Origin of the sequence: [Lactobacillus] rogosae (assembly GCA_900112995.1) — a bacterium.
Lineage (GTDB): Bacteria > Bacillota > Clostridia > Lachnospirales > Lachnospiraceae > Lachnospira > Lachnospira rogosae.
Window position 1 is genome coordinate 1 of sequence record FONU01000030.1, and the last position, 25,185, is coordinate 25,185.

Genomic DNA, 25,185 nt, shown 5'->3' on the forward strand with positions numbered 1-25,185 from the left:
AAGCAACTTCAATCCGAAGAAATCTGTCGCAAATGCTTCGTTCGACTTGCATGTGTTAAGCACGCCGCCAGCGTTCATCCTGAGCCAGGATCAAACTCTCATAAAAAGTTTGCCTTGTCAGTTACAAACTAACTAGCTTAATAATAGTTTCCTTATACTGTGTTTAAGGATTCATTCAATTGCTTGAATGATGTTCACAAAAGATGTATACTTAATTCTATCGAATTCTGTACTCATCTCGAAATTCTAAAAAAGAATTTTCAAGGTTGTCTTTCTGTTCAGTTATCAAAGTTCATTGCTTTCAAACTCAGTATTTATCTATGTTTGAGAAGCTTTTGTGTCGCTCATCTCTCGTGGCGACTTGATTATAATATCACTTGTTATTTACTTTGTCAACACTTTTTTACATTTTTTTGAATTTTATTTTAAATTGTTGTAAAAATAATTTAAAACTCACTCATTCTTCATATCAATGCTCTGATTGCAAACAATCAAGTCCATCAAAAACATTCAATAAAGATAATGTAAACTGCATTAACGCTTCTGGTTAAATATTAACCTTGCGAAGCTTTAAGTAAATAACTTTTCATAACCAGCTTAAGAAATCCCATAGAAAAAGCTCGCAACCATATGGTTGTGAGCTTGATCCTGCCAAGCGGAGAAAGAGGGATTTGAACCCTCGCGCCGGTTGCCCGACCTACACCCTTAGCAGGGGCGCCTCTTCAGCCTCTTGAGTATTTCTCCAGATTCCATATATAAACGATTATGAAATTATGCTTTGACGTACTCACGCGTCAATCGCATAGCTGATTATAGCAGAGCATATTATTGTTGTCAATACATTTTTTATTATTCTTTTCTATATTCTTTAATTGCTGTTTCATATAAGTTATTACCTTCGCTGTCTATTACTACGACAACAGGGAAATTCTCAACCTCCAGTTCTCTTATTGCCTCTGTTCCAAGGTCATCATATGCAATAACTGTTGATTTCTTAATACATTTGGAAAGGATAGCACCCGCTCCGCCAACTGCCGCAAAGTATACTGCCCCATTTCTTACAATTGCATCTATTACTGCCTTGCTTCTTTTGCCTTTGCCTATCATTCCCTTAAGTCCAAGGTCTAAAAGGTCTGGTGCATATTTATCCATACGACTTGCAGTTGTTGGACCTGCTGAACCTATTGGTCTTTGTTCTCTGGCTGGTGATGGTCCCATATAATATATTATGTTATTCTTCATATCTATTGGAAGCTGCTCTTTTCTTTCAAGAGCCTCTGCCATTCTCTTATGAGCTGCATCTCTTGCTGTATAGATAGTTCCTGTTATATATACATAATCTCCCGATTTAAGACTTCTTGCATCTTCATCACTTATTGGTGCATTAATATATTTATCCATATTAATCCTCATTTCTGTTATATTAGTCTTTATATACGATGTAAGGCTCACAATGTCAAAATATGTCTATGCCTGCATAAAATAATACTTCTACCTTTTAGATGTGCCTTACATCTATTATATATATTGTTATATAAGCTATTATATTACCCTATGTGCGTGTCTGTTTACGTGACAGCACATATTAACTGCTACTGGAAGACCAGCTATATGTGTTGGGTATGTTTCTATATTTATGGCAAGTGCTGTCTGTGTGCCGCCAAGTCCACCCGGTCCTATTCCTAACTTGTTAATCTTTTCAAGCATTTCCTTCTCAAGTTCATTGACATATGGTACTGGTGAAGGTTCTTCTACATTTCTTGTAAGTGCTTTCTTTGCAAGAAGTGCACACTGTTCAAATGTACCACCAATTCCAACTCCTACTACCATAGGAGGACAAGCGTTAGGACCTGCATCTTTTACTGCTGTTAATATAGCTTCCTTAACACCTTCTATTCCGTCAGCAGGCTTTAACATAAATACCCTGCTCATATTCTCACTTCCAAAGCCCTTAGGTGCAACAGTAATATCTACCTTATCACCTTCTACAATATTGTAATGAATAACTGCCGGTGTGTTGTCTTTGGTATTCTCTCTTATAATAGGGTCTGATACTACTGACTTTCTTAAATATCCGTCAACATATCCCTGACGTACCCCTTCGTTAATGGCATCTGTTATATTACCATTAGTAAAATGTACTTCCTGTCCGACATTTATAAATATAACTGCCATCCCTGTATCCTGACATATAGGAATCATATCATTACCTGCTATATCAAGATTCTCGTTGAGCTGGTTAAGAACCTTCTTTCCTAATGGTGATTCTTCTGTGGCAACTGCATTTTTAAATACCTTTTTCATATCATCTGTCAAAAAATGATTGGCTTCTATACACATTTCTTTAATGTTCTGTGTGATTATATCCACATTTAACTCTCTCATATCCACATTCTCCTCTTAATAATTGGTCTGAATAGGCAAAAGCCACCAATTGTAATTGTATACAACTGATGGCTCTTAATTATAATTAATATTATTTATAACTATATTATTTATAATTATATTATTTATAATTATATTATTGCTGCTGGTCTTTTTCTGCCGCGTCTAGTAATCTGTCAATTGATTTATCCTGTATGTCCACAGCATCTTCTTGTGTATCTGTTGCAATATTTTCTTTAGAATAACCATTTTCATCACTGGCTTCACTGCCATTCTCATCAGATGGGTTCTTTCTTACTTTGGAAACTGTAGCAACTTTTACACCCTCATCAAGATTAATAAGCTTAACTCCTGATGTTATTCTTCCTAATGTAGATATATCCCTGCATGCAAGTCTGATTATAATTCCCTCAGTTGTAATAAGCATTACTTCTCTTGTATCGTCTACAGCCTTAGCACCTATAACATTACCTGTCTTTTCTGTTATCTTGTAACATTTAACACCTTTGCCACCACGATGCTGTACTGCATACTCATTAATATCAGTCTTCTTACCCATACCATTCTCAGATACGATAAGCATAGTATTACCCTGATTATTAAGCTGTACTCCTACCACTTCATCTGTATCCATAAGATTCATACCTATGACACCCATAGCTGACCTTCCTGTAGGTCTTACGTCTGTTGCCTTAAATCTTATGCACATACCAAGTTTAGTTACCATCATAACTTCTGTTGTATCATCAGTAAGTTTAACTTCAATAAGCTCATCATCATCTCTTAAAGTCATTGCCTGAATTCCATTCTTTCTTATGTTGGCAAATTCTTTGCAAGGTGTCTTCTTAACTATACCATTTTTAGTCGCCATAAACAGATAATCGTCATCTTTGATGTCTTCTATCTTAACTGGAACGACTGCTGTTATAGTTTCGCCCGGTGCAAGCTGTAACAGGTTGATTATAGCTGTTCCTCTGGAGGTTCTTCCTGCTTCTGGGATTTCATAAGCCTTTAACTTATATGCTCGTCCTGTATTAGTGAAAAATGTAAGTACATAGTGTGATGTTGTCATAAACAAATCTTCAATGTAATCTTCTTCAAGTGTCTGCATACCTTTAATTCCCTTGCCACCTCTGTGCTGGCTCTTGAAATTATCCGGTGTCATTCTCTTTACATATCCCATATTAGTACGTGCAATAACACAAGGCTCATCTGGTATAAGATCCTCCATAGAAATATCATACTCATCAAATCCTATAGATGTTCTTCTGTCATCTCCGTATTTGTCTGCTATTATTGATATCTCTGTCTTAATAACTGTAAGAAGCTTATTCTTATCAGCAAGGATTGCCTTATACTCATCAATCTTCTTCTGTAATTCAGCAAGTTCTGCTTCTATCTTGCTTCTTTCCAGACCTGTCAGGGCACGGAGTCTCATATCTACGATAGCCTGTGACTGTGCCTCTGTGAGATTGAACTCTTTCATCAGGCTTTCCCTGGCTGTCTGGACATTTTCCGAACCTCTGATTATTGAGATTACCCTGTCGATATTATCAAGTGCAATTATTAAACCTTCTAATATGTGAGCTCTCTCCTCAGCTTTGTTAAGGTCGTATTTTGTTCTTCTTGTAACAACATCTTCCTGATGCATAAGGTAATATTTAAGCATCTCGTAAAGATTAAGCACCTTAGGCTGGTTATCTACCAGGGCAAGCATAATAACGCCAAATGTATCCTGAAGCTGTGTATGCTTATATAACTGATTAAGAATAATATTAGGATTAACATCTCTTCTTAACTCTATAGCTATTCTCATACCCTCTCTGTCTGACTCATCTCTTAAATCTGTAATTCCGTCAATTCTCTTATCTCTTACAAGCTCAGCAATCTTCTCAATAAGTCTTGCCTTATTAACCATATATGGAAGTTCTGTAACAACAATTCTGTTCTTTCCATTAGTCATAGGCTCAATGTTAGTAACCGCTCTTACCTTAATCTTGGCTCTTCCTGTTCTGTAAGCTTCCTCTATTGCTGTCTTTCCTATAATTGTTCCGCCAGTAGGGAAATCAGGACCTTTGACAATCTCTAATATCTCCTCTAGCGAAGTATCTCTGTTATTCTCTATCTTATTATCAATTATCTTAACTACTGCACCTATTACTTCCCTTAAGTTATGTGGTGGAATATTAGTAGCCATACCAACAGCTATACCTGATGTTCCATTAACTAAAAGGTTAGGATATCTTGATGGAAGAACTGTAGGTTCTTTCTCTGTTTCATCAAAGTTAGGTATAAAATCTACTGTGTCTTTGTTAAGATCTGCTGTCATCTCCATAGAAATTCTGCTAAGTCTAGCTTCTGTATATCGCATCGCAGCAGCTCCATCTCCATCGACAGAACCAAAGTTACCGTGTCCATCAACAAGTGGATATCTTGTATTAAAATCCTGAGCAAGCTTTACAAGGGCTTCATATATTGATGAATCACCGTGTGGGTGGTATTTACCCATTGTATCACCTACGATACGGGCACACTTTCTATGTGGCTTATCAGGACCATTGTTGAGTTCAACCATAGAATACAATATTCTTCTCTGAACCGGCTTAAGACCATCTCTTACATCAGGCAATGCTCTTGAAGCTATAACGCTCATCGCATAGTCTATGTAATAATCTTTCATAGTCTTTTGCATATCTACTTCCTGAACTTTATCAAAGATATGTTCATCCATTAATATATTTCCTTTCTTTAACACATATAGTAAATATTATTCTGCCTAAATATCGAGATTTTTAACATATTTGGCATTAGTTTCTATAAATTCTCGTCTTGGTTCTACCTTATCACCCATAAGTGTTGAGAATGTAACATCAAGGTCTGCCTCGTCATCCTCTTTCATATCTACTCTTAATAATATTCTCTTATGAGGATCCATAGTTGTATCCCAGAGCTGTTCAGCATCCATTTCACCTAATCCCTTGTAACGCTGAACCTTGTTGTTCTGGTCACGTCCGATTTCAAGCATAATATTATTAAGTTCTTCATCACTGTAGGCATACCATACCTTCTTGTTCTTCTCAACCTTGTAAAGTGGTGGCTGTGCAAGGTATACATGTCCCTGTCTTATAAGCTCAGGCATAAATCTGTAGAAGAATGTAAGAAGCAGTGTTGCGATATGAGCACCATCAACATCGGCATCTGTCATAATAATAATCTTATGATATCTTAATTTGCTTATATCAAAATCTTCGTGTATGCCTGTACCAAAGGCTGTTATCATAGCCTTTATCTCTTCGTTGCCTAATATTCTGTCAAGTCTTGCCTTCTCAACATTTAAAATCTTACCTCTAAGTGGAAGTATTGCCTGTGTTGCACGGCTTCTTGCTGTCTTAGCTGAACCACCGGCTGAATCACCCTCAACGATGTATATCTCGCAGTTCTCAGGGTTCTTATCTGTACAATCTGCAAGCTTTCCTGGAAGTGATGTACTCTCAAGTGCTGTCTTTCTTCTTGTAAGATCTCTTGCTTTTCTTGCAGCCTCTCTTGCTCTTTGTGCAAGAAGTGACTTCTCACATATAGACTTGGCTACTGATGGATTCTGCTCTAAGAATATGCCAAGCTGTTCTGAAACAATGCTGTCAACGGCACTTCTTGCTATAGTATTACCAAGCTTCTGCTTAGTCTGTCCTTCAAACTGAGGGTCTTCAATCTTGACACTTACAATTGCTGTAAGTCCCTCTCTTATATCATCACCTGAAAGGCTCTGGTCGCTGTCTTTTAATATCTTATTCTTTCTTGCATAATCGTTGAAAGTCTTAGTCATAGCATTTCTAAAACCAGCAAGATGTGTACCACCCTCAGGTGTCTTTATATTATTAACAAATGTGTCTACAACCTCGTTAAAGCCGTCATTATGCTGGAATGCTACTTCTACCTGTACGTTATCCTTAACACCCTCACAGTATATAACCTGACTATAGAGAGGCTCTTTGCTCTTGTTGATATACTCAACAAATTCCTTGATACCACCCTCATAATGGAAAGTTTCTTCCTGTTCAATACCTTCTCTTAAGTCAGTAAGAACAATCTTAATTCCTTTAGTTAGGAATGCCATCTCTCTTAATCTGTGCTTTAACACATCGTATTCAAATATTGTTGTTTCCTGAAAGATTTCTTTATCAGGTAAAAATGTAACCTTTGTTCCTGTCTGCTCTGCTGGACAATCACCGACAACTCTTAAATCAAAGCATACATTGCCTCTTTCATAGCGCTGTTCATATATATGTCCATTTCTCTTAACTTCAACTTCCATCCATTCTGACAATGCGTTAACTACTGATGCACCAACACCGTGAAGACCACCAGATACCTTGTATCCTCCACCACCGAACTTACCACCGGCGTGAAGCATAGTGTATACAACTTCAATGGCAGGCTTTCCTGTTTCGTGGTTGATATCTACAGGTACTCCTCTACCATTATCTGTAACCGTTATTGAATTGTCTTTATTAATAAATACCTTAATAACATTACAGTATCCTGCAAGTGCCTCATCTACCGCATTATCTACTATTTCATAAACAAGATGGTGTAATCCTCTTGCAGATGTACTTCCTATGTACATACCAGGTCTTTTTCTAACGGCTTCAAGACCCTTTAATATCTGAATCTGATCTCCACCATAATTCTGCTCTGCCATATTACCTCATTTCTGCAGCCTCATCGCCGCACATTATGTGACTTACTGTTCCATTAGTTACTTTAAATACTTTATTAATATTAATTCTATTATTAATAAATTCGTCCAATCCTGTACAGGTGACTATTGTCTGTATATCTCCTATGCTGTTAAGCAGAAAATTCTGCCTGTTACTGTCAAGCTCAGACAATACATCATCTAACAGTAATATAGGTTTGTCCTTAATAATCTTCTTGACAAGCTCTATCTCTGATAACTTAAGTGATAAAGCTGCTGTACGCTGTTGTCCCTGAGAACCGTATTTCCTGACATCTTTTCCGTTAATGTTAAATACAAGGTCATCTTTGTGCGGCCCTGCACAGGAACATTTATACTTAATATCCTTCTTGCGATACTCTGATAAAGCACTGCCTAATTCATCTTCATTGACAAATGGCACATACTCTACAACAAGCTTTTCACTTCCACCTGTAAGCTTTGAATGTATTTCGCTAATAATAAGATTAAGTTCCCTTATGAACTTTTTTCTGCCTTCTATGATACATTTACCATATCGCTCAAACTGCATATCCCATATATCAAGTGAGCTTATCATCTCCTCTGACGGATTAAATGCCAGTTCTTTTAATAATTTATTGCGCTGTCCAAGTACTTTATTAAAATTAACAAGATTACTAAGATATATTTTGTTAAGCTGGCTTAACTCCATATCCATAAAACGTCTTCTCTGCGAAGGTCCGTCCTTAATAATGTTAAGATCCTCAGGCGAAAAAAGCACAACATTAATTATACCAAATAAATCAACAGCTTTCTTTATAGGTATTCCATTAACAGCTATACCTTTTGGCTTATTGCTCTTTAAGTGCATATCAATACGATAACTTATATCATTCTTAATTACATTAGCTTTAATATGTGACTCAGACTCTCCGAATTTGACTATATCTTTATCTTTGCTTCCCCTGTGTGACTTAGAAGTCGCACAGAAATATATAGATTCTAAAATATTAGTCTTACCCTGTGCGTTATCGCCATATATAATATTGACATTTTTATCAAAATTCATATTCAAAATATCATAATTACGGTAATTTTTTAAATCAAGAGACTCTATTATCACAATTACACCTGCTGTTATTAATTATTTTTAATTAGAAGCTTATTGCCCTCAAATTCTACTATTTCGCCGCCAACAAGCTTTTTGCCTCTCTGTGTCTCGACCTTTCCGTTCACTTTAACAAGTCCGTCCTGAATGACTATCTTGGCTTCAACTCCAGACTCAACAAAGCCTGCGGCTTTAATTGCCTGTCCTAATTTGATGAATTCATCACCATTTCTGATTGTTATTTCTTCCATAATACGCTCCATTTCTAATATTTACCATTAAGCTGTAAAGTTTACTGGAAGTATTAAATATATATAAGACTGTTCTTTATCTCTTATAAAGCAAGGTGCTTTAGGATTAACAAGATAAATATCAACTGTTTCATCATCAATAACTCTTAAAGCATCTAAGAGGAACTTAGGATTAAATCCAATCATTAGATCCTTACCCTCTTTCTCAATATCAATATCTTCGTTAAGAGTACCGATTGCTGAATTAACATTAACCTCTAATGAGCCATCTGTAATATTAATGATAATAGGCTTCTTCTCGCCCTCCTTAATAAGAAGATTAGCTCTGTCTATTGAATCAATAAATTCTTTCTTATTGATAACAACCTTAGTACCATAATCGCTTGAAAGCATCTGGTTAATCTTAAAATATTCTCCTTCAATAAGACGTGATACAACAGTTGTATTATCGAATTCAAATAAAATGTGGTTATTAGTAAAGTATACATTTACCATATTTTCTGCATCAGTAGATAATATCTTGCTGATTTCCTGTAAAGTCTTACCAGGAACAACTACTTTAACGTCATCTGCACGTCCTTCAAGATTGAAGTTTCTAATAGCGATACGGTGTCCATCAAGACCTACTACTTTAAGCACATTGTCAGATACCTCGAAAAGTTCACCAGTCATCATCTTATTGTTGTCATTAGGTGCAGTAGAGAAAATAGTCTGATTAATTACTTCTCTTAAATTAAACTGGGAAATAGTTATCATTTTATCTTTCTCTATGATAGGTAAATAAGAAAAATCATCTCCGGATTTACCGGCAATATTAAATTTACTCTTCTCACAGGTAATTAAAGATGTGTAATTAGCATCTGTAGTAATAGTAATCTCACTATCTGGAAGTTTTCTTACGATTTCAGAAAATAGCTTAGCATCAATAGCAACTTTACCTTTTTCTATAATCTCGCCTTCAACGATAGTTTCTATACCAAGTTCCATATCGTTACCAGTAAATTTAATAACGTTAGTAGTAGCATCAATAAGAATACATTCAAGAATGTTCATAGTTGTTCTTGTAGGAACGGCTTTCATTACAATACCAACTGCCTTATTCAAATCACTCTTAGAAAATACAAGTTTCATAATTGTTCAAAACTCCTTTCGGTGCCGTAAAGTTAATAACAGGCACATATATAAATATATATAATTCAGTAGTAGTTATAGTAGGGGCTGTGAATATGTTAAAAAGTCATACAAACCCAGTAAATATCAGCATTACACCATAGGATAACCAAGTTATTAGTAACTGTATTGCGTGTTAAAAACAATAAAAAAATGTTGATAAAAAATAAAATGAAAAATTCAAAAAAAAGTTATTAAATTTAATCAACATAAAAAGCACAGGCTATAAACAACATATCAATAATAATATGTGGATAAATCCACAATATGTTGATAACCATGTGGATAACTATGCAAATACAGGTGTACAACTGTTAATAACTCATGAAGGATTTATCTTTTTAATGATAATATCTATGGTATTGCGCATAGAATCATTCTTGACAACTTCCTGAGCTATCTTTTCAGCTCCGTGGATAACTGTTGTATGGTCACGGTTACCGAGAGCCTTACCAACTGCCTGAAGTGGAGCTGTGGTCATCTGACGGCACAGATACATAGCAATCTGGCGTGGATGAACAATGTCAGCTGTACGCTTAGATGATAAAAGGTCATCATATTTGACATTAAAATGGTCTGCAACCGTCTGGATAATAAGTTCAGGGGTTATCTCTTTTTTCGCATCAGGTGAGATAAGATCCTTTAATGTCTGTTCTGCAAATTCCACAGTTATAGGCGTATGTGAAAGCTTAGAAAATGCTGAAAGTTTAGTTAATGCACCTTCAAGCTCCCTGATACTTGACTTGATATGGGTAGCTACATAATCAGAAACTTCATATGGAATATCAAGTCCTGAAATCTCTGCTTTCCTATTAATAATAGCCATCTTAGTTTCATATGTAGGGATCTGTATATCGACAGGAAGTCCCATTTCAAATCGTGTTCTTAATCTTTCGGAGAGAGTTTCCATTTCCTTAGGTGGCTTATCAGAAGATATAACAATCTGCTTGCCGTCCTGATAAAGGGAATTAAAAGTATGGAAGAACTCCTCCTGAGTAGATTCCTTACCTATAATGAACTGTATATCATCAATAAGAAGAACATCTATATTACGGTAACGGTTTCTGAATGCAGCATTGCCTTTTTCTGCATTCTCTTTATTACGGATTGCATCAATAAGTTCGTTAGTAAATGTTTCACTTGTTACATACAACACCTTCTTGGAAGGATTGTTTTCTATTATAAAATGTGCTATTGCCTGCATAAGATGCGTCTTACCAAGTCCAACACCTCCATATATAAACAGAGGGTTATATACTTCCCCCGGTGATTCAGCAACAGCTAAAGACGCCGCATGGGCAAGGTTGTTGTTATTACCTACTACGAATGTTTCAAATGTGTAGTTAGGATTAAGATTAAGAGAAATATTCTTATTAGGAGAACTCTCCTGTGCTGTCTTTTTAGCAGTTTCTTCATTTAAAGTATCTTCTGAAATAATTCTTAATTTATAATCTTTTTTCATAATCTCACTAATGGTTACTTCGAGAAATTTAAGATACCTTTTTTCAACATAGTTAGCAGACATCTGTGTGTCTGAAAGAAGAGTTATTTCATTATCACTGACTGAAATAACCTGAAGCGGCTTAATAAATGTTGTAAAAGAAAGGTTCTGTATATCACATTCGTTCTTAAAGGTGTTAAGAATTAAATCCCAGTTATTAATAATTTCGTTCATATTATTCGCCTTTCTGGCAGTATTAGAATGATTACAACATTCCTTTATAATCATAAAGCATTTAAGTGTTTTTTTCAACAGAATTGTGGATAACTTTTAAAAAATAAGGTATTGTAAACATGCTGTGTATAAGTTTATGCAGTTGAAAAATGTCGAAAATACGCAATTTGTCAAGAAAATCATAGAGTTAACCACAATATCCATGAGAGTTATGCACAAGTTTTGCACAATATGTTGATAACTCGGTATAAGCTGTTGATATCTGTGTATAAATCCACATGATTAAAAAAACGTCAAAAAAAGTTATGTTTTGCTTGACTTTGCTATATATTGCGAATATAATTAGAACGATGTTTTAAAAAAAAGTGCTTAAGCACATTGAAACTTGAAGAATATTCTTACCATATATAATAATGGTAGTGAAGGAGGTGCATAGATTATGAAGATGACATTTCAGCCTAAGACAAGACAGAGATCTAAGGTTCACGGTTTTAGATCAAGAATGAGTACTCCAGGTGGAAGAAAAGTTTTAGCAGCAAGAAGAGCAAAGGGAAGAAAGAGACTTTCAGCTTAATTGATTTTACAGCAGATGAGTACGTCAGTATTCATCTGCTTTTTTCTTTATTATTATATTTATTGTAAATGAATTGCTTAAATGAGTTATTTATTAGAAATAATTCATTTATTGAAGATTAACCAGAATTTAATTTAAACAAATAATTATATGGTGGAGTGTTTATGAAGTACAAAGATTTTGAAACATTGAAGAAAAATGAAGATTTTAAAAAGGTATACAACAAAAGAAACTCTTACGCAAACAGAGAGTTAATTATGTATATCAGCAAGAACGGAACGGATACGAAAAGACTCGGTGTATCTGTGAGCAAGAAAGTCGGGAATAGTATTGTCCGACACAGACTGGCCAGATTAGTAAGAGAAGCCTTCAGGCTTAACACTAATCATATACCTGATGGCATAGATGTAGTAGTTGTTGTCAAGGCTGGTCTTAAAGACAAGGGTTATACAGAAACTTGTAAATCAATGATTCATCTTTTAAAGCTTCATAATATGTATAGGTAGATTATAATGGGAAAGAAGATAGTTATTAAACTTATTAGATTTTATCAACTGGTGCTGTCGCCATATAAAGGAAGAAGTTACTGTAATTATGTTCCTTCGTGTTCCCAGTATGCAGTAGAAGCTATAGATATGTATGGAGTTATATTAGGTGGATGGTTGGCATTTAAAAGAATATTAAGATGTAATCCTTTTCATAAGGGAGGATTTGATCCTGTACCTATTGGTAAATATAAAAGAAAAAGATTACATTAATAACCAGGAGGTTCGATTTGTTTAATGCAATTATTATGCCAATAGCTAAGGTGTTAGGTTATATATTTAACCTTTTGTTTGAAGCTTTGAGCTTTTTACACATTGGAAATGTAGCTGTTGCAATCGTATTATTTACAATTATTGTTAAGCTTTGTATGCTTCCACTTAGTATTAAACAGCAGAAGCTTACTAAGCTTAATGCAGTAATGAGTCCGGAAATTAAGGCAATTAATGCCAAATATAAGGACAAAAGAGATGATCAGAATGCAATGATGAAGATGCAGGAAGAGACTAAGGCTGTATATGAGAAGTATGGCGTTTCACAGATGGGTGGATGCGTACAGATGCTTATACAGATGCCTATCCTTTTGGCATTATACCAGGTATTCAGATTTATCCCTCTTTATATTTCACAGTTAAAGAACTTATTTATAGCATTTCTTAAAGATAACGGCGGTATTATGGCTGTTGATGGTTATGCAGATACTATGAAGCAGTTCGGTGAGAATATAGACTGGACTAATGTTGATACAGCAATCACAGAGATTAATAAGTTCAGTGCTGATAAGTGGGAAGCTTTAAGAAATGCTTTCCCTGCATTTAGCGATACAATAGCTAACAGCCACTCAAGTCTTGAACATATGAATACATTTTTGGGTATTAATATGTCACAGGAACCAGGATTTGGATTTACACTTGCAATCCTTATACCTATCCTTGCTGGTGTAACACAGTTCATAAGTGTAAAGGTTGCTCAGTCTGGACAGAATACAGAAGTTGATGACGATAACCCAATGGCAGCATCAATGAAGATGACAATGTACATTATGCCATTGATGTCAGCATTTATCGCAATTTCAGTACCAGCAGGTCTTGGTCTTTACTGGATAGCTACAGCAGTTGTTCAGACAATTATTACTGTATTTATCAATCGTTACTATGACAAGCTTGGTGCGGACGAGATTGTAAAACGTAATGTAGAAAAGCGTAATAAGAAGCGTGCGAAGAAGGGTCTTCCACCAGAAAAGATAGCTAAAAATGCTACAACAAGCACTAAGAATATGTCTGCCAGCAGAGAAAAGGCTGTAAAGTCTTTAGAGCAGATTAAGGCTGAGAATGAAAAGAAGGTTCAGGAAATAAAAGAATCATCTAAGTATTATAAGACAGCTAAGCCAGGAAGCCTTGCAGAAAAGGCTGGAATGGTTGCCAAGTATAATGAGAAGAATACTAAGAATGGCGGCAAGAAGAATTAGTGTATACAGAGCAGATTAAAAAAGTAACAGACAATATTTTATAATTAGATAGTGAGGGCAAAACAATGGAATATATTGAAGTTACAGGTAGGACAATAGATGACGCACTTACTAATGCGTGTCTTAAGCTTGAAACAACAAGCGATAACATTGAATATGAAGTTATTGAAAAAGGAAGCAACGGTTTATTCGGTATTTTTAATTCAAAGCCAACAAAGATTAAGGCAAGAGTTAAGGCTGGTGTAGGTTCAGTAGATGATGAATTTAGCAAGTTAGAAGCTAAAGAAAAGAAGTCAATTGATGACACAATCAAGAGTGAGATTAAGGCCGAATCTAAGAAAGAAGTTGTTAAAGAGACAGAAAAGGCTGTTAAGAAAGAAACAGCTCCTAAGGCAGATAATTCAAAGGTAAGTGCAACACAGGCAGTTAATGCCAGTGAAGAAGATTTAGAAGAAAAAGCTAACAACAATGAACCAAGACCAGTATTATCTAATGAAGAAATCGAATCAAGAATAAGAACATTTCTTGGTGATATGTTCAGTGCAATGGATATTCCGGTTGAAGTAAAGATAACATTCGATACAGAAGAAGAATGTGTCAATGTTGAACTTATTGGCGAGAATATGGGACTTCTTATCGGTAAGAGAGGACAGACACTTGACTCAATCCAGTATCTTACAAGTCTTGTACTTAACAAGGGTAAAGAAAAGTATGTAAGAATTAAGGTTGATACAGAGAATTACAGACAGAGAAGAAAAGATACTCTTGAATCACTTGCAAAGAATATTGCATACAAGGTTAAGAGAAGCAGACGCTCAGTTGCACTTGAGCCAATGAACCCATATGAGAGAAGAATAATTCACTCAGCATTACAGGGTGATAAGTTCGTATCTACAAAGAGTGAAGGTGAAGAACCATTCAGACACGTCGTTGTATATCTTGACAGAGAGAAGGCTGGCAATAACAGATATTCAGAGCACAGATACTCAGATAACAATAGATATTCAAGATAATATGTTTTAATTTAAAGATTGCTGTGGTATTATTACAACAGCAATCTTTATTATTTAATAGGAAATTCCAATAGAATTTCCTATTAAATAATAGGCACTATGTGCCAGTGATGCGCACTCGCGTGAAGCTGTAGTTTGTCGCAAGCGACAGCACTCGGCGCGCAAAGAGTCACAAAGTGACTCTTTGTTCTTAAATAGCAGGAAATTATTACGATAATTTAGAAGGGAATATGTAGTATGGAGCAGACAATAGCGGCAATATCGACAAGCACAATGTCTAGTGGCGGAATAAGCATAGTAAGAATAAGCGGAGAAAATGCAATAAGTGTTGCAGATACAATATTTGAAGCTAAGAATAATAAAAAGTTATCAAAAGCAGACAGCCACACAATTCACTATGGCGTGATAAAAGATGGTGATGAGGTGATTGATGAGGTGCTTGTATCAGTAATGAAAGCTCCTAATACATATACAAGAGAAGATGTGATAGAGATTAACTGTCACGGAGGAATACTTGTAACAAGAAAAGTATTAGATACAGTGTTAAAGAATGGTGCAAGACCTGCTGAGCCTGGTGAGTTTACTAAGAGGGCATTTCTTAATGGACGCATTGATTTATCTCAGGCGGAAGCGGTTATAGATATTATTAATGCAAGAAATGATTATGCACTTAAATCATCAGTTAATCAATTAGGCGGAAGATTATCAGAGAAAATCACAGCTATCAGGGAAGTAATACTTGATAATGTAGCATTTATTGAGTCTGCATTAGATGATCCAGAACATTTTGATATTAATGATAATGTTGATAAAATGACAAAAGATGTGGATAACTGTGTGGATAAGGTTGATAAATTGTTGAAAACTTCCGACAATGGCCGTATTATGCGGGATGGAATAAGGACAGTAATATTGGGGAAAACTAACGCGGGTAAGTCAAGCCTTTTAAATGCGCTTGCGAAAGAGGAACGTGCGATAGTTACAGATATAGAGGGAACAACAAGAGATGTTCTTGAAGAACAGATTAATCTGTCAGGAATTACGCTTAATCTTATTGATACAGCGGGAATAAGAAAGACAGATGATTATGTGGAGAATATAGGTGTTAATAAAGCTAAGAAATATGCCTCAGAGGCAGATTTGATTATATTTGTCATAGATGCTTCAAGACCACTGGATAATAATGATTACGAGATTATGGACCTTATTATGAATAAAAAGGTACTTGTATTATTGAATAAATCGGATATACAGGCGGTTGTCACCAAAGAAGATATATTGAAGCATTTGTCGTGTAATGTAATATCAGTATCAGCTAAAGAAGAAACTGGTATTGACGATCTGGAAACTGAAATTAAAAATATGTTCTTTAACGGCGAGATAGAAACTAACGAAGAAATATATATAACTAACCTCAGACATAAAAATCTTTTAAGAGAGGCGTTAGAAAGCCTTAAGCTTGTTAAAGGTGGAATAGAGGCAGGAGTAAGCGAAGATTTTTTAACTATTGATATGATGAATGCTTATGAGAAGCTTGGTCTTATCATTGGTGAGGAAGTCGAGGACGACCTTGCAGACAGGATATTCGAGAAGTTCTGTATGGGTAAATAGTGTCAGGTTGTATAAAGTGTAATTGATTATATAAAGTATATTTAATTATATTAAAGATATTGATAAATATATAAGTATATATATGTAAAGTTATTAAAGAAATGTAGTAAAAGTTACATAGAAAGGTTAAGGTTATGCCTAATATTAAAGAAACTTATGATGTAATAGTTGTTGGTGCGGGACACGCAGGATGCGAGGCAGCTCTTGCAAGTGCCAGACTTGGACTTGAAACAATTATATTTACTGTCAGTGTTGAGAGCATTGCAATGATGCCTTGTAATCCTAATATTGGAGGAAGTTCTAAAGGACATCTTGTAAGGGAGATAGACGCTCTCGGTGGTGAGATGGGTAAGAATATAGATGCAACATTTATTCAGTCAAAAATGCTTAATGCCTCAAAAGGCCCGGCAGTTCACTCATTGAGGGCACAGGCAGATAAGTCTGATTACAGCAGGCGGATGAGATGCGTGCTTGAGAATACAGATCATCTTCATATAAAGCAGGCAGAGGTGTCTGAGATAATAGTTGAGGACGGTGTTATAAAGGGCGTTAAGACTGTGTCGGGTGCTGTATATGAGGCTGAATCAGTTGTATTATGTACAGGTGTATATCTTAAGGCAAGGTGTATATACGGCGATGTAAGCTACCATACAGGTCCTAACGGACTTCAGGCGGCTAATCATTTAACAGATTCACTTATTAAAAATGGAATTGAGATAAGAAGATTTAAGACAGGTACACCAGCAAGAGTTGATAAGCGTTCAGTTGATTTTAGTAAGATGACAGAGCAATTTGGTGATAAGAGAGTAGTTCCATTTTCATTTGAAACAGACCCTGAGTCAGTTCAGAAGGAACAGGTAAGCTGCTGGCTTACTTACACTAATGAGGATACACATAAGATAATAAAAGATAATATTGACCGTTCACCTCTTTATTCAGGAGATATACAGGGAACAGGTCCTAGATACTGTCCATCTATTGAAGACAAGGTAGTAAGATTTGCTGATAAGGACAGACATCAGGTATTCATTGAGCCAGAAGGCTTATACACTAATGAAATGTATCTTGGCGGAATGAGCAGTTCAATGCCAGAGGACGTCCAGTATGCAATGTATAGAACCGTACCGGGGCTTGAAAATGTAAGAATTGTCCGTAATGCTTATGCTATTGAATATGATTGTATAAGTGCAATACAGCTCAAATCTTCACTTGAATTCAAGAAGATTAAAGGTTTATTTGCAGGTGGACAGTTTAATGGAAGTTCAGGTTATGAGGAAGCTGCAGCACAGGGGATAATAGCGGGTATTAATGCAGCACTATATGTTAAGGGAAAAGAACCTCTTATACTTGACCGTTCAGAAAGTTATATAGGTGTGCTTATAGATGACCTTGTAACTAAGGAATCATTTGAGCCATACAGAATGATGACTTCAAGAGCAGAATACAGGCTTTTATTAAGACAGGACAATGCTGATATAAGACTTAGCAAATATGGTTATGAAGTCGGACTTATATCTAAGGAAAGATATGACAAGCTTCAGTTAAAGATTAAGCTTATAGACGAGGAAATTGAGAGAGTAAAGGCTGTTAATATAGGAACCAGCAGTAATGTTCAGGACCTTTTAAGAGAAAATGGAAGCACTGAGCTTTTAACAGGTGTTACTCTTGCAGAATTAATTAAAAGACCGGAGCTTTCTTATGAAGTGCTTGCACCAATTGATAAAGACCGTACAGAGCTTCCTTGGGATGTTAAGGAGCAGGTTAATATTAATCTTAAGTATGAAGGTTATATAAGCCGTCAGATGCGTCAGGTAGAGCATTTTAAGAAGCTTGAGAAGAAGATAATACCAGACGGGCTTGATTATTATGCAATCAATGGATTAAGAAAAGAAGCTATGCAGAAGCTTGATAAGTTCAATCCAAGGTCAATAGGACAGGCATCAAGAATATCTGGTGTATCACCAGCAGATATATCGGTGCTTCTTGTGTATCTGGAGAGCTATAGAAGAAATAATAATTAATATAAAATATATTATACCAGGGGCAAAAGGTCTAAAACTATATGGGCTTGCTCATAGTTGGTGCTTTTTCCCTCAACATCAATATATATGATGGAAATTATTATATAGTAAAAAATGTTAGTGTATTAGAGGAGAAATTATGCCAAGTGCTATATTTAAAAGAAATTTAGAAAGCATAAATGTAGAACTGTCGGATAAACAGCTTGAACAGCTTGATAAGTATTATGAAATTCTTGTTGAGTGGAATAGTTTTATGAATCTCACAGGAATTACAGAGTATGAGGAAGTTATGTTAAAGCATTACCTTGATAGTCTTGTGTTAAAGCTGCCTATAGATGGCGGTAACCTCAATATTAAGCTTATTGATGTGGGAACAGGGGCAGGATTTCCAGGACTTCCATTAAAGATAGCCTATCCTGATACAGAGGTTGTGCTATTTGATTCTCTTAATAAAAGAATTAAATTCCTTGATGAAGTTATCGCACAGTTAGGCTTAAAAGGAATAAGCACAGTTCACGGACGAGCTGAGGATGGTGGAAAGTCTAAAGAATTAAGAGAACAATTTGATGTCAGTGTATCAAGGGCAGTCGCTGATTTATCAGTGCTTTCAGAATATAATCTTCCATTTGTTAAGGTAGGTGGATATTTTGTTGCATACAAATCAGGTGAGATTGATGAGGAGCTTGAGAAGTCTAAGAAAGCTATATTAATACTTGGAGGGCAGATTGAGAAAGTTGACAAATTCAAATTGCCTGAAACAGATATTGAGAGGTCACTTGTATATATAAAGAAGGTTAAGAATACGCCTAAGAAATTCCCGAGAAAAGCGGGATTACCTGCTAAAGAGCCGATAGGGTGATTGAATTAAAATAATATTTTATTGTGGTAGTTTGTTATATAGAATAACGCATATGTCCGATTTATTCAAAGTACTGATTAAGTAATAAGTTGTAGAGATAAAATGTATTGTATGTCTGATTTATTCAATAACATATTATATATGAAATGTTATATATAAAATATTATATATGAAAATACCTGTTAAAACAGTTAGGTGTGTTAGAAATTAGTTCTAATGTATATTTCTGTTTTAGCAGGTATTTTTATATATCTATGGCAGAAATTATTTAAGTTACTTAAACATAAATTTCATTTTCTTGCCAAACATATCTACAATAGTAGAAATTATTTAGGTTACTTAAACCCTTGATTGACCGATTAAGCCACTTTGATCTACAATAGTAGAAATTATCTTAAATATCAAAAATAGGTGTCACGCACCAATTTACATATCCAGGAAAATATCAGCCTGTTTGGCAAATTCTACAGGTTGTTCTATCTGTGGAAGATTCTTGCTGTTCTTAATCTCAACAACTTCTATTGCAGGGTTAAGATAAAGATACTCTGATACAGAAGTATCCTTGCTGTTCTCGCCAGTTATTATATATATGCAGTTATCAATATCAGATACGGCTTTGGCAATTGAGGCAGTAGTAAAATTGCATTCTGTGCTTGCAAAAAGAAATTTGCTTGAAGCTCCAGAAAGATGTGCATTTTCATAATAAGCATTAAGGTAATCAACAGGAACTATTCCGTTGTCGAATACATTTTTGGAAAGAATATTATTCAGGCGGTCTTTTCGCATACATATATTGTATATAGTAGTCCCAATTACAGGTATATCAAGAAGTCTGCGTCTTATGCCAGCACGTCTGCCAGGTACGGCTTTGGCTTTAGATACAGCCTTAGGACTTACAAGGATTATTTTATTATATAAATCTTTCTTGATATATACTGAACTTATGACCATAGGAGCGGAGTCGCCGGTTGCTATTATATCTGTCTTTTTGCCAATTACATTTGTTATAAAATCATTTAAAAGCTGTGTATACATATAAGTTGTATATGTTATCTGTGGTTTATCAGAATGTCCACAACCTAATAAATCAACAACATACAGATGATGTTTCTTGGATAAATAATGGACTGTATTATCCCATTCGTAGCCAGAGCTATAAGACTTCAAATCGTGAATTAAGAGGAGTGGAGGATTGTCGTAATTGCCATATGTGGAATATGCAATATTGCCAAATTTCCAGCTATAGGTGTGTTTAACAGTTTTGCCGGTATAATTATTAATTGTTGCTGATTCAAATATAAATTTATTAATAATGTGTGAGGTTGTTACAACGGCTGTTCCCATACCAACCGCAAGCCCCAGTTTTTGCCATTTATTCATATATTAATCTCCATTCATATTAATATTTTATGATATTATAATTATAATCCATATATAATTATGTGACAATATGCCTATTAAGGCAAATTAATGACCATTTAGGACTAGAATATTATATAAAAAGCTTTATTTTTAGTGACAAATAAGTTAAAATTTGTATAAAAGCTCGAAATTAACCGATTTAACTGATAGGCGGGTGTTACATATGTCAGAGAAGGCTGTTGAATACATAAGTAAACAGATTGAAAATATAAATAATAAATTAAAAGAAATATCTGATGATATTCATTGCGTTGATATAGAAATTAATACTATTAATGATAAAATAACATTAATAGACAACAATACTGATAAGACAGAGGATATGTTTATATCATTTGGCAATGAGGTATTTGAGAGAAATCAGAATAAATTATTAAAGAGTAAAATTGATGATTTATTAAAACAAAAAGAGATATATCAGGAAAATTATAACCAATTATCCGTAAAAATGGAAGAAATGCAGGATGTTATCAACAATAATGATATTGAAACCATGGAAAATGTGGATAATAACAGTGATAGTACCAATATATTGTGGTTATTGGAGGCTGACAGAAAGAGAATATCAAGGGATATTCACGATACAGTCGTACAGAATTTGACAGCACTTATTCATAAACAGGAATTTGCTATTCAGATTGCTGATAGGGATTTGAATAGAGCTAAAATAGAAATGAATAATGTAAAGGGTATTGTCAAAGAAAGTATTAATGAGCTACGTAATATTATATACCAGTTAAGACCTATGGAACTTGATGACCTGGGATTTAACGAGGCATTAATGAATCTTCTTGATAAATTAGATGATAGTCATAAGGATATTATTATGCACTATACAATAGATTGCACAGATGATATATCGCACGTTGTGTGTATGTCAACTTTAAGGATAATTAATGAATTAACCAGTAACTCGTTTAAACACGCTGACTGCAATAATATATATATTGATATTGCAACAGATGATAATAAACTTACTATTAGTTATAAAGATGATGGATGTGGTTTCGATTTTGAACAGATTGGCAAGGTTAAATCTAATAATACAGGTTATGGAATAAGAATGCTTGTTGAAAGGGTTAATCTGCTAAGAGGTAGTATTAACTATAACAAAGATGAGAAAGAGTTTGTTATTAATATACCTTTGAAATAATAGTTTTTTGGGGGAGAAAATAATATGTCTGTTAATATTTTACTTGCAGATGATCATAAGATGATTAGAGAAGGTTTGAAACAGCTTCTTGAAATGTATGATGATATTAAAGTTGTAGGAGAGGCTGGAGATGGATTTGAATGTCTTAATCTTGCAGATAAGACACATCCTGATGTAATACTTCTGGATATTAATATGCCTAATCTTGACGGACTTCAGGTGCTTAACATAATTAAAACTCAGAAAATGGATTGCAAGGTTATAGTTCTTACAATACATAATGAAATTGAATATTTGATTAAGGCTATAGATTTTAATTGCGATGGATATATACTTAAAGACTCAGATTTTGATACATTGAAAAATGCAATTATGACAGTATACGAAGGACAGACATATATAGAGCCAACACTTGTTCCTTTGTTAAATGTACGTTTGGCAGAGAGAGATTTGATGAAAGACAAATCAAAAGAACTTACAAGACGAGAAGTGGAAGTACTTAAAATGATTGCTTCTGGTTCATCAAATAAAGAAATAGCAAGTACATTAAGCATAAGTGAGAGAACTGTTAAAAATCACGTTTCTAATATATTTAAAAAGATTGATGTATCTGATAGAACGCAGGCGGCAGTGTTTGCAATTAAAAATGATATTATTAAGTTAAAGTGATAGATTGGTGCTGAATATAAAAGATAAGTGCTTATTATTTGTTGTTGGAGTTGAATTCATTAGTAACAATAATAATAATTATAGGATAACGTAATGAATTGAATATAGTAGATAGATTTAATTAATGGAGTGGGTGATATGTTTCACGTGAAACATATCACCTGCTTTTTGTTGTTTAGGTTGTGAAAGTATAAGCTATAAAATATAAAAGTATTGCTTGAAATATAGAATTTGAAAGTATTAGCTGCAAAAAATCAAGATGTAAAGTAGGGTGGAGAGTTATATTGAATGGTTATATAATATTGTATGTTGGTGAAAATAATAATGTAAACCGTAATAAAACGTGTAATATAATAAATGATAAATAAAAATATTTGTTAAATAAAATTCAAAAACTTTAATGGTATTCAAGAAAATGTATTCAAGAAAATATAGATTAAAAGTTAGATGCTTTCTATTTATAGATTATATTGTACCCTTTTATTGATTATAGTATGAATATTATAAAACAATATTAGTTGCATAATTAAAAATACATAAATTAGCAGATTATATTGAGGTAAATCTATTGAAAAAAATAGATTTGAGTATTAAACTATAGATATGTGACTATTAATTAAAATGAATGTTTTACATCAAAATGCTTATTGTGTTTCACGTGAAACATTTTACACTTGCATTTCACATATAATGAATACATATCAATTAATTATAAGCACTATATTATTAATCGGAGGCTGATTATGGGGAGAGTAATAGCAATTGCTAACCAGAAGGGTGGTGTTGGTAAGACAACAACGGCAATTAATTTAACAGCTTGCCTTGCAGAGGCAGGACAAAAAGTTTTACTTATAGATATTGACCCACAGGGTAACGCAACAAGTGGAGTTGGAGTGGATAAGAATGAAGCAGACAAAACTGTATATGATGTAATTCTTAGAGAGTGTGATATATCCGAGGCAATAATTAAAGATGTATATGATAATATGGACTTACTTCCATCAAATATGAATTTAGCTGGAGCAGAGATTGACCTTATAGATGTTGAAGATAGAGAATATGTACTTAAAGAAGAAGTTGCAAAGATAAGAAGAAATTACGATTATATAATAATGGACTGTCCTCCATCTTTAAGTATGCTAACAGTTAATGCAATGACAGCTGCAGATACAGTGTTAGTACCAATACAATGCGAATACTATGCACTTGAAGGTTTGTCACAGTTAATCTATACAATTAATCTTGCTAAGAAAAAGTTAAATAAAAATCTTGAATTAGAAGGTGTTGTGTTTACAATGTATGACTCAAGAACTAATCTTTCATTGCAGGTTGTTGAAAATGTCAAGGATAATCTTAAACAGAATATATACAAGACAATTATTCCTAGAAATATAAGATTAGCAGAAGCTCCAAGTTATGGACAGCCAATAAATATATATGATACAAGATCAACAGGTGCAGAAAGTTATAGATTATTGGCACAGGAAGTTATGGAAAGAGATAAAGAAATAAAGGAGAAATAATATGCCAACAAAGTCAACTGGAACTAAAAGTTCTGCCAAAAGAAGTAAGACAAGTGGATTGGGAAGAGGAATTTCTAATTTAATACCTGAAGCACCTACAGAAGAAAATGTAGTTGTTAAAGAGGTAGTCAAAGAAGTTGTAAAGGAAGTACCAGCAGAAACTAAAGTGAAATTATCTTTGATAGAGCCTAATAAAGATCAGCCAAGAAAAGCATTTGATGAAGATGCGTTGATTGAATTATCAGAATCGATAAAACAGTACGGTGTATTACAGCCATTATTAGTTCAGAAGAAAGATAATTACTATGAGATTATAGCAGGTGAGAGAAGATGGAGAGCTGCTAAGCTTGCAGGTGTTAAGGAAGTACCAGTAATTATTAAAGACTATTCTTCACAGGAGATAATGGAAATTGCTCTTATTGAAAATATTCAGAGAGAAGATCTTAACCCAATTGAAGAAGCTAAAGCATATCAAAGACTTATTAAAGATTATAGACTTAAACAAGATGAGGTTGCAGAAAAGGTTTCTAAGTCAAGAGCTGCAATTACTAACTCATTAAGATTATTAAAGCTTGATGAGAGAGTCCAGGATATGGTGATTGAAGGTAAAATCAGCAGCGGACACGCAAGAACAATTATAACAATCGAAGATAAAGATAAGCAGTATATGATTGCTCAGAAAATATTTGACGAGAAGTTAAGTGTGAGAGATGTAGAAAAATTAATGAAAGCACTTGAAGCACCAGAGAAACCAGAAAAGAAAGCTCCGAAGAATGATTTTGTCTATAGAGATTTAGAGCAGAAGATGAAGGCAATTATGGGAACTCAGGTTGTAATCAAGAATAAGAATAACAATAAAGGAAAAATAGAAATAGAATATTACTCTCAGGCAGAATTAGAGAGAATATACGAATTATTGCAGAAGATTAACTAAATAATACTTTCAAATATAATGAGCACAGAGTGCTCATCTTAAAAGTTCCTTGCGGAACTTTATATGTGCTGGAAAGCAGCACGAAAATTAAGAAATAATGAGCACAGAGT

The 25,185-nt window shown here is 34.3% G+C and carries 21 protein-coding genes, 1 tRNA gene and 1 rRNA gene; 12 read left to right on the plus strand and 11 right to left on the minus strand.

Features of this window, described 5'->3' with window-relative positions; translation table 11 throughout:
* From BM157_RS13125 to dnaA, 10 genes are all read right to left on the minus strand, one after another.
* Positions 1–106, minus strand: a 16S ribosomal RNA gene (locus tag BM157_RS13125); the annotation flags it as partial.
* 550 nt (positions 107–656) lie between these two features.
* A tRNA-Ser gene (locus BM157_RS11685) sits at positions 657–744 on the minus strand.
* 105 nt (positions 745–849) lie between these two features.
* A complete protein-coding gene (locus tag BM157_RS11690) occupies positions 850–1,413 on the minus strand; it encodes a Fe-S-containing hydro-lyase (protein WP_082421671.1) in 564 nt (187 codons plus the stop codon).
* A 129-nt stretch (positions 1,414–1,542) separates the two neighbouring features.
* Entirely contained in the window at positions 1,543–2,385 is an 843-nt protein-coding gene (locus BM157_RS11695; RefSeq protein ID WP_022501172.1) for a fumarate hydratase, read from the minus strand.
* 136 nt (positions 2,386–2,521) lie between these two features.
* Positions 2,522–5,116: a DNA gyrase subunit A gene (gene gyrA, locus BM157_RS11700; RefSeq protein WP_055177328.1), complete on the minus strand. Its 2,595-nt coding sequence runs from the start codon at positions 5,114–5,116 to the stop codon at positions 2,522–2,524.
* Positions 5,117–5,161: 45 nt separating this feature from the next.
* Positions 5,162–7,084, minus strand: coding sequence for a DNA topoisomerase (ATP-hydrolyzing) subunit B (gene gyrB / locus BM157_RS11705; protein ID WP_055177331.1), 1,923 nt, complete (start codon positions 7,082–7,084; stop codon positions 5,162–5,164).
* 1 nt (position 7,085) lies between these two features.
* Positions 7,086–8,204: a DNA replication/repair protein RecF gene (gene recF / locus BM157_RS11710; protein ID WP_022501175.1), complete on the minus strand. Its 1,119-nt coding sequence runs from the start codon at positions 8,202–8,204 to the stop codon at positions 7,086–7,088.
* A gap of 17 nt (positions 8,205–8,221) precedes the next feature.
* Entirely contained in the window at positions 8,222–8,440 is a 219-nt protein-coding gene (locus BM157_RS11715) for an RNA-binding S4 domain-containing protein (RefSeq protein ID WP_022501176.1), read from the minus strand.
* Positions 8,441–8,467: 27 nt separating this feature from the next.
* A complete protein-coding gene (gene dnaN, locus BM157_RS11720) occupies positions 8,468–9,571 on the minus strand; it encodes a DNA polymerase III subunit beta (protein WP_055307002.1) in 1,104 nt (367 codons plus the stop codon).
* A 361-nt stretch (positions 9,572–9,932) separates the two neighbouring features.
* Entirely contained in the window at positions 9,933–11,285 is a 1,353-nt protein-coding gene (gene dnaA / locus BM157_RS11725) for a chromosomal replication initiator protein DnaA (RefSeq protein WP_022501178.1), read from the minus strand.
* Positions 11,286–11,724: 439 nt separating this feature from the next.
* Here dnaA and rpmH point away from each other — a divergent pair, with 439 nt between their 5' ends.
* From rpmH to rsmG, 8 genes are all read left to right on the plus strand, one after another.
* Entirely contained in the window at positions 11,725–11,859 is a 135-nt protein-coding gene (gene rpmH / locus BM157_RS11730; RefSeq protein ID WP_022203928.1) for a 50S ribosomal protein L34, read from the plus strand.
* 164 nt (positions 11,860–12,023) lie between these two features.
* Positions 12,024–12,365, plus strand: coding sequence for a ribonuclease P protein component (gene rnpA, locus BM157_RS11735; RefSeq protein ID WP_055177335.1), 342 nt, complete (start codon positions 12,024–12,026; stop codon positions 12,363–12,365).
* A gap of 6 nt (positions 12,366–12,371) precedes the next feature.
* A complete protein-coding gene (gene yidD / locus BM157_RS11740) occupies positions 12,372–12,617 on the plus strand; it encodes a membrane protein insertion efficiency factor YidD (RefSeq protein ID WP_055177337.1) in 246 nt (81 codons plus the stop codon).
* 17 nt (positions 12,618–12,634) lie between these two features.
* On the plus strand, positions 12,635–13,870 hold the full coding sequence (gene yidC / locus BM157_RS11745; protein WP_055177340.1) for a YidC/Oxa1 family membrane protein insertase: 1,236 nt from the start codon (positions 12,635–12,637) through the stop codon (positions 13,868–13,870).
* A 65-nt stretch (positions 13,871–13,935) separates the two neighbouring features.
* Positions 13,936–14,883, plus strand: a complete 948-nt coding sequence (gene jag / locus BM157_RS11750; RefSeq protein ID WP_055177343.1) for an RNA-binding cell elongation regulator Jag/EloR — start codon at positions 13,936–13,938, stop codon at positions 14,881–14,883.
* Positions 14,884–15,120: 237 nt separating this feature from the next.
* Positions 15,121–16,494, plus strand: coding sequence for a tRNA uridine-5-carboxymethylaminomethyl(34) synthesis GTPase MnmE (gene mnmE, locus BM157_RS11755; RefSeq protein WP_055307000.1), 1,374 nt, complete (start codon positions 15,121–15,123; stop codon positions 16,492–16,494).
* 134 nt (positions 16,495–16,628) lie between these two features.
* The gene (gene mnmG / locus BM157_RS11760) at positions 16,629–18,515 is read left to right on the plus strand and encodes a tRNA uridine-5-carboxymethylaminomethyl(34) synthesis enzyme MnmG (RefSeq protein WP_022501184.1); all 1,887 of its coding nucleotides are present in this window, start codon (positions 16,629–16,631) and stop codon (positions 18,513–18,515) included.
* Between the two features lie 139 nt (positions 18,516–18,654).
* On the plus strand, positions 18,655–19,374 hold the full coding sequence (rsmG, locus tag BM157_RS11765; RefSeq protein WP_090141272.1) for a 16S rRNA (guanine(527)-N(7))-methyltransferase RsmG: 720 nt from the start codon (positions 18,655–18,657) through the stop codon (positions 19,372–19,374).
* 426 nt (positions 19,375–19,800) lie between these two features.
* On the opposite strand, the gene BM157_RS11770 is transcribed toward rsmG, so the two are convergent.
* Complete coding sequence (locus tag BM157_RS11770; protein ID WP_055177354.1) at positions 19,801–20,754, minus strand: alpha/beta fold hydrolase; 954 nt, start codon at positions 20,752–20,754, stop codon at positions 19,801–19,803.
* A gap of 205 nt (positions 20,755–20,959) precedes the next feature.
* Between BM157_RS11770 and BM157_RS11775 the strand changes: the two genes are divergently transcribed.
* The 4 genes from BM157_RS11775 (at position 20,960) to BM157_RS11790 (ending at position 25,075) form a co-directional block, all read left to right on the plus strand.
* Complete coding sequence (locus BM157_RS11775) at positions 20,960–21,949, plus strand: histidine kinase (RefSeq protein WP_090141274.1); 990 nt, start codon at positions 20,960–20,962, stop codon at positions 21,947–21,949.
* Between the two features lie 24 nt (positions 21,950–21,973).
* Positions 21,974–22,618 (plus strand): response regulator, encoded by a 645-nt coding sequence (locus BM157_RS11780; RefSeq protein ID WP_055177360.1) that lies wholly within the window; start codon positions 21,974–21,976, stop codon positions 22,616–22,618.
* A 743-nt stretch (positions 22,619–23,361) separates the two neighbouring features.
* On the plus strand, positions 23,362–24,141 hold the full coding sequence (locus tag BM157_RS11785) for a ParA family protein (protein ID WP_055177364.1): 780 nt from the start codon (positions 23,362–23,364) through the stop codon (positions 24,139–24,141).
* Between the two features lies 1 nt (position 24,142).
* A complete protein-coding gene (locus BM157_RS11790) occupies positions 24,143–25,075 on the plus strand; it encodes a ParB/RepB/Spo0J family partition protein (RefSeq protein WP_055177366.1) in 933 nt (310 codons plus the stop codon).
* The last annotated feature ends 110 nt before the right edge of the window (positions 25,076–25,185 follow it).

Bases quoted from the DNA above. Each gene is read 5' to 3' on its own strand.
- dnaA (WP_022501178.1), bottom strand. From the start codon at position 11,285: ATGAACGAAATTATTAATAACTGGGATTTAATTCTTAACACCTTTAAG.
- BM157_RS11775 (WP_090141274.1), top strand. From the start codon at position 20,960: ATGTCAGAGAAGGCTGTTGAATACATAAGTAAACAGATTGAAAATATA.
- BM157_RS11690 (WP_082421671.1), bottom strand. From the start codon at position 1,413: ATGAGGATTAATATGGATAAATATATTAATGCACCAATAAGTGATGAA.
- BM157_RS11695 (WP_022501172.1), bottom strand. From the start codon at position 2,385: ATGAGAGAGTTAAATGTGGATATAATCACACAGAACATTAAAGAAATG.
- BM157_RS11780 (WP_055177360.1), top strand. From the start codon at position 21,974: ATGTCTGTTAATATTTTACTTGCAGATGATCATAAGATGATTAGAGAA.
- rsmG (WP_090141272.1), top strand. From the start codon at position 18,655: ATGCCAAGTGCTATATTTAAAAGAAATTTAGAAAGCATAAATGTAGAA.
- rnpA (WP_055177335.1), top strand. From the start codon at position 12,024: ATGAAGTACAAAGATTTTGAAACATTGAAGAAAAATGAAGATTTTAAA.
- mnmG (WP_022501184.1), top strand. From the start codon at position 16,629: ATGCCTAATATTAAAGAAACTTATGATGTAATAGTTGTTGGTGCGGGA.
- dnaN (WP_055307002.1), bottom strand. From the start codon at position 9,571: ATGAAACTTGTATTTTCTAAGAGTGATTTGAATAAGGCAGTTGGTATT.
- yidD (WP_055177337.1), top strand. From the start codon at position 12,372: ATGGGAAAGAAGATAGTTATTAAACTTATTAGATTTTATCAACTGGTG.
- gyrA (WP_055177328.1), bottom strand. From the start codon at position 5,116: ATGGATGAACATATCTTTGATAAAGTTCAGGAAGTAGATATGCAAAAG.
- gyrB (WP_055177331.1), bottom strand. From the start codon at position 7,084: ATGGCAGAGCAGAATTATGGTGGAGATCAGATTCAGATATTAAAGGGT.
- rpmH (WP_022203928.1), top strand. From the start codon at position 11,725: ATGAAGATGACATTTCAGCCTAAGACAAGACAGAGATCTAAGGTTCAC.
- BM157_RS11770 (WP_055177354.1), bottom strand. From the start codon at position 20,754: ATGAATAAATGGCAAAAACTGGGGCTTGCGGTTGGTATGGGAACAGCC.
- jag (WP_055177343.1), top strand. From the start codon at position 13,936: ATGGAATATATTGAAGTTACAGGTAGGACAATAGATGACGCACTTACT.
- BM157_RS11715 (WP_022501176.1), bottom strand. From the start codon at position 8,440: ATGGAAGAAATAACAATCAGAAATGGTGATGAATTCATCAAATTAGGA.
- BM157_RS11785 (WP_055177364.1), top strand. From the start codon at position 23,362: ATGGGGAGAGTAATAGCAATTGCTAACCAGAAGGGTGGTGTTGGTAAG.
- mnmE (WP_055307000.1), top strand. From the start codon at position 15,121: ATGGAGCAGACAATAGCGGCAATATCGACAAGCACAATGTCTAGTGGC.
- BM157_RS11790 (WP_055177366.1), top strand. From the start codon at position 24,143: ATGCCAACAAAGTCAACTGGAACTAAAAGTTCTGCCAAAAGAAGTAAG.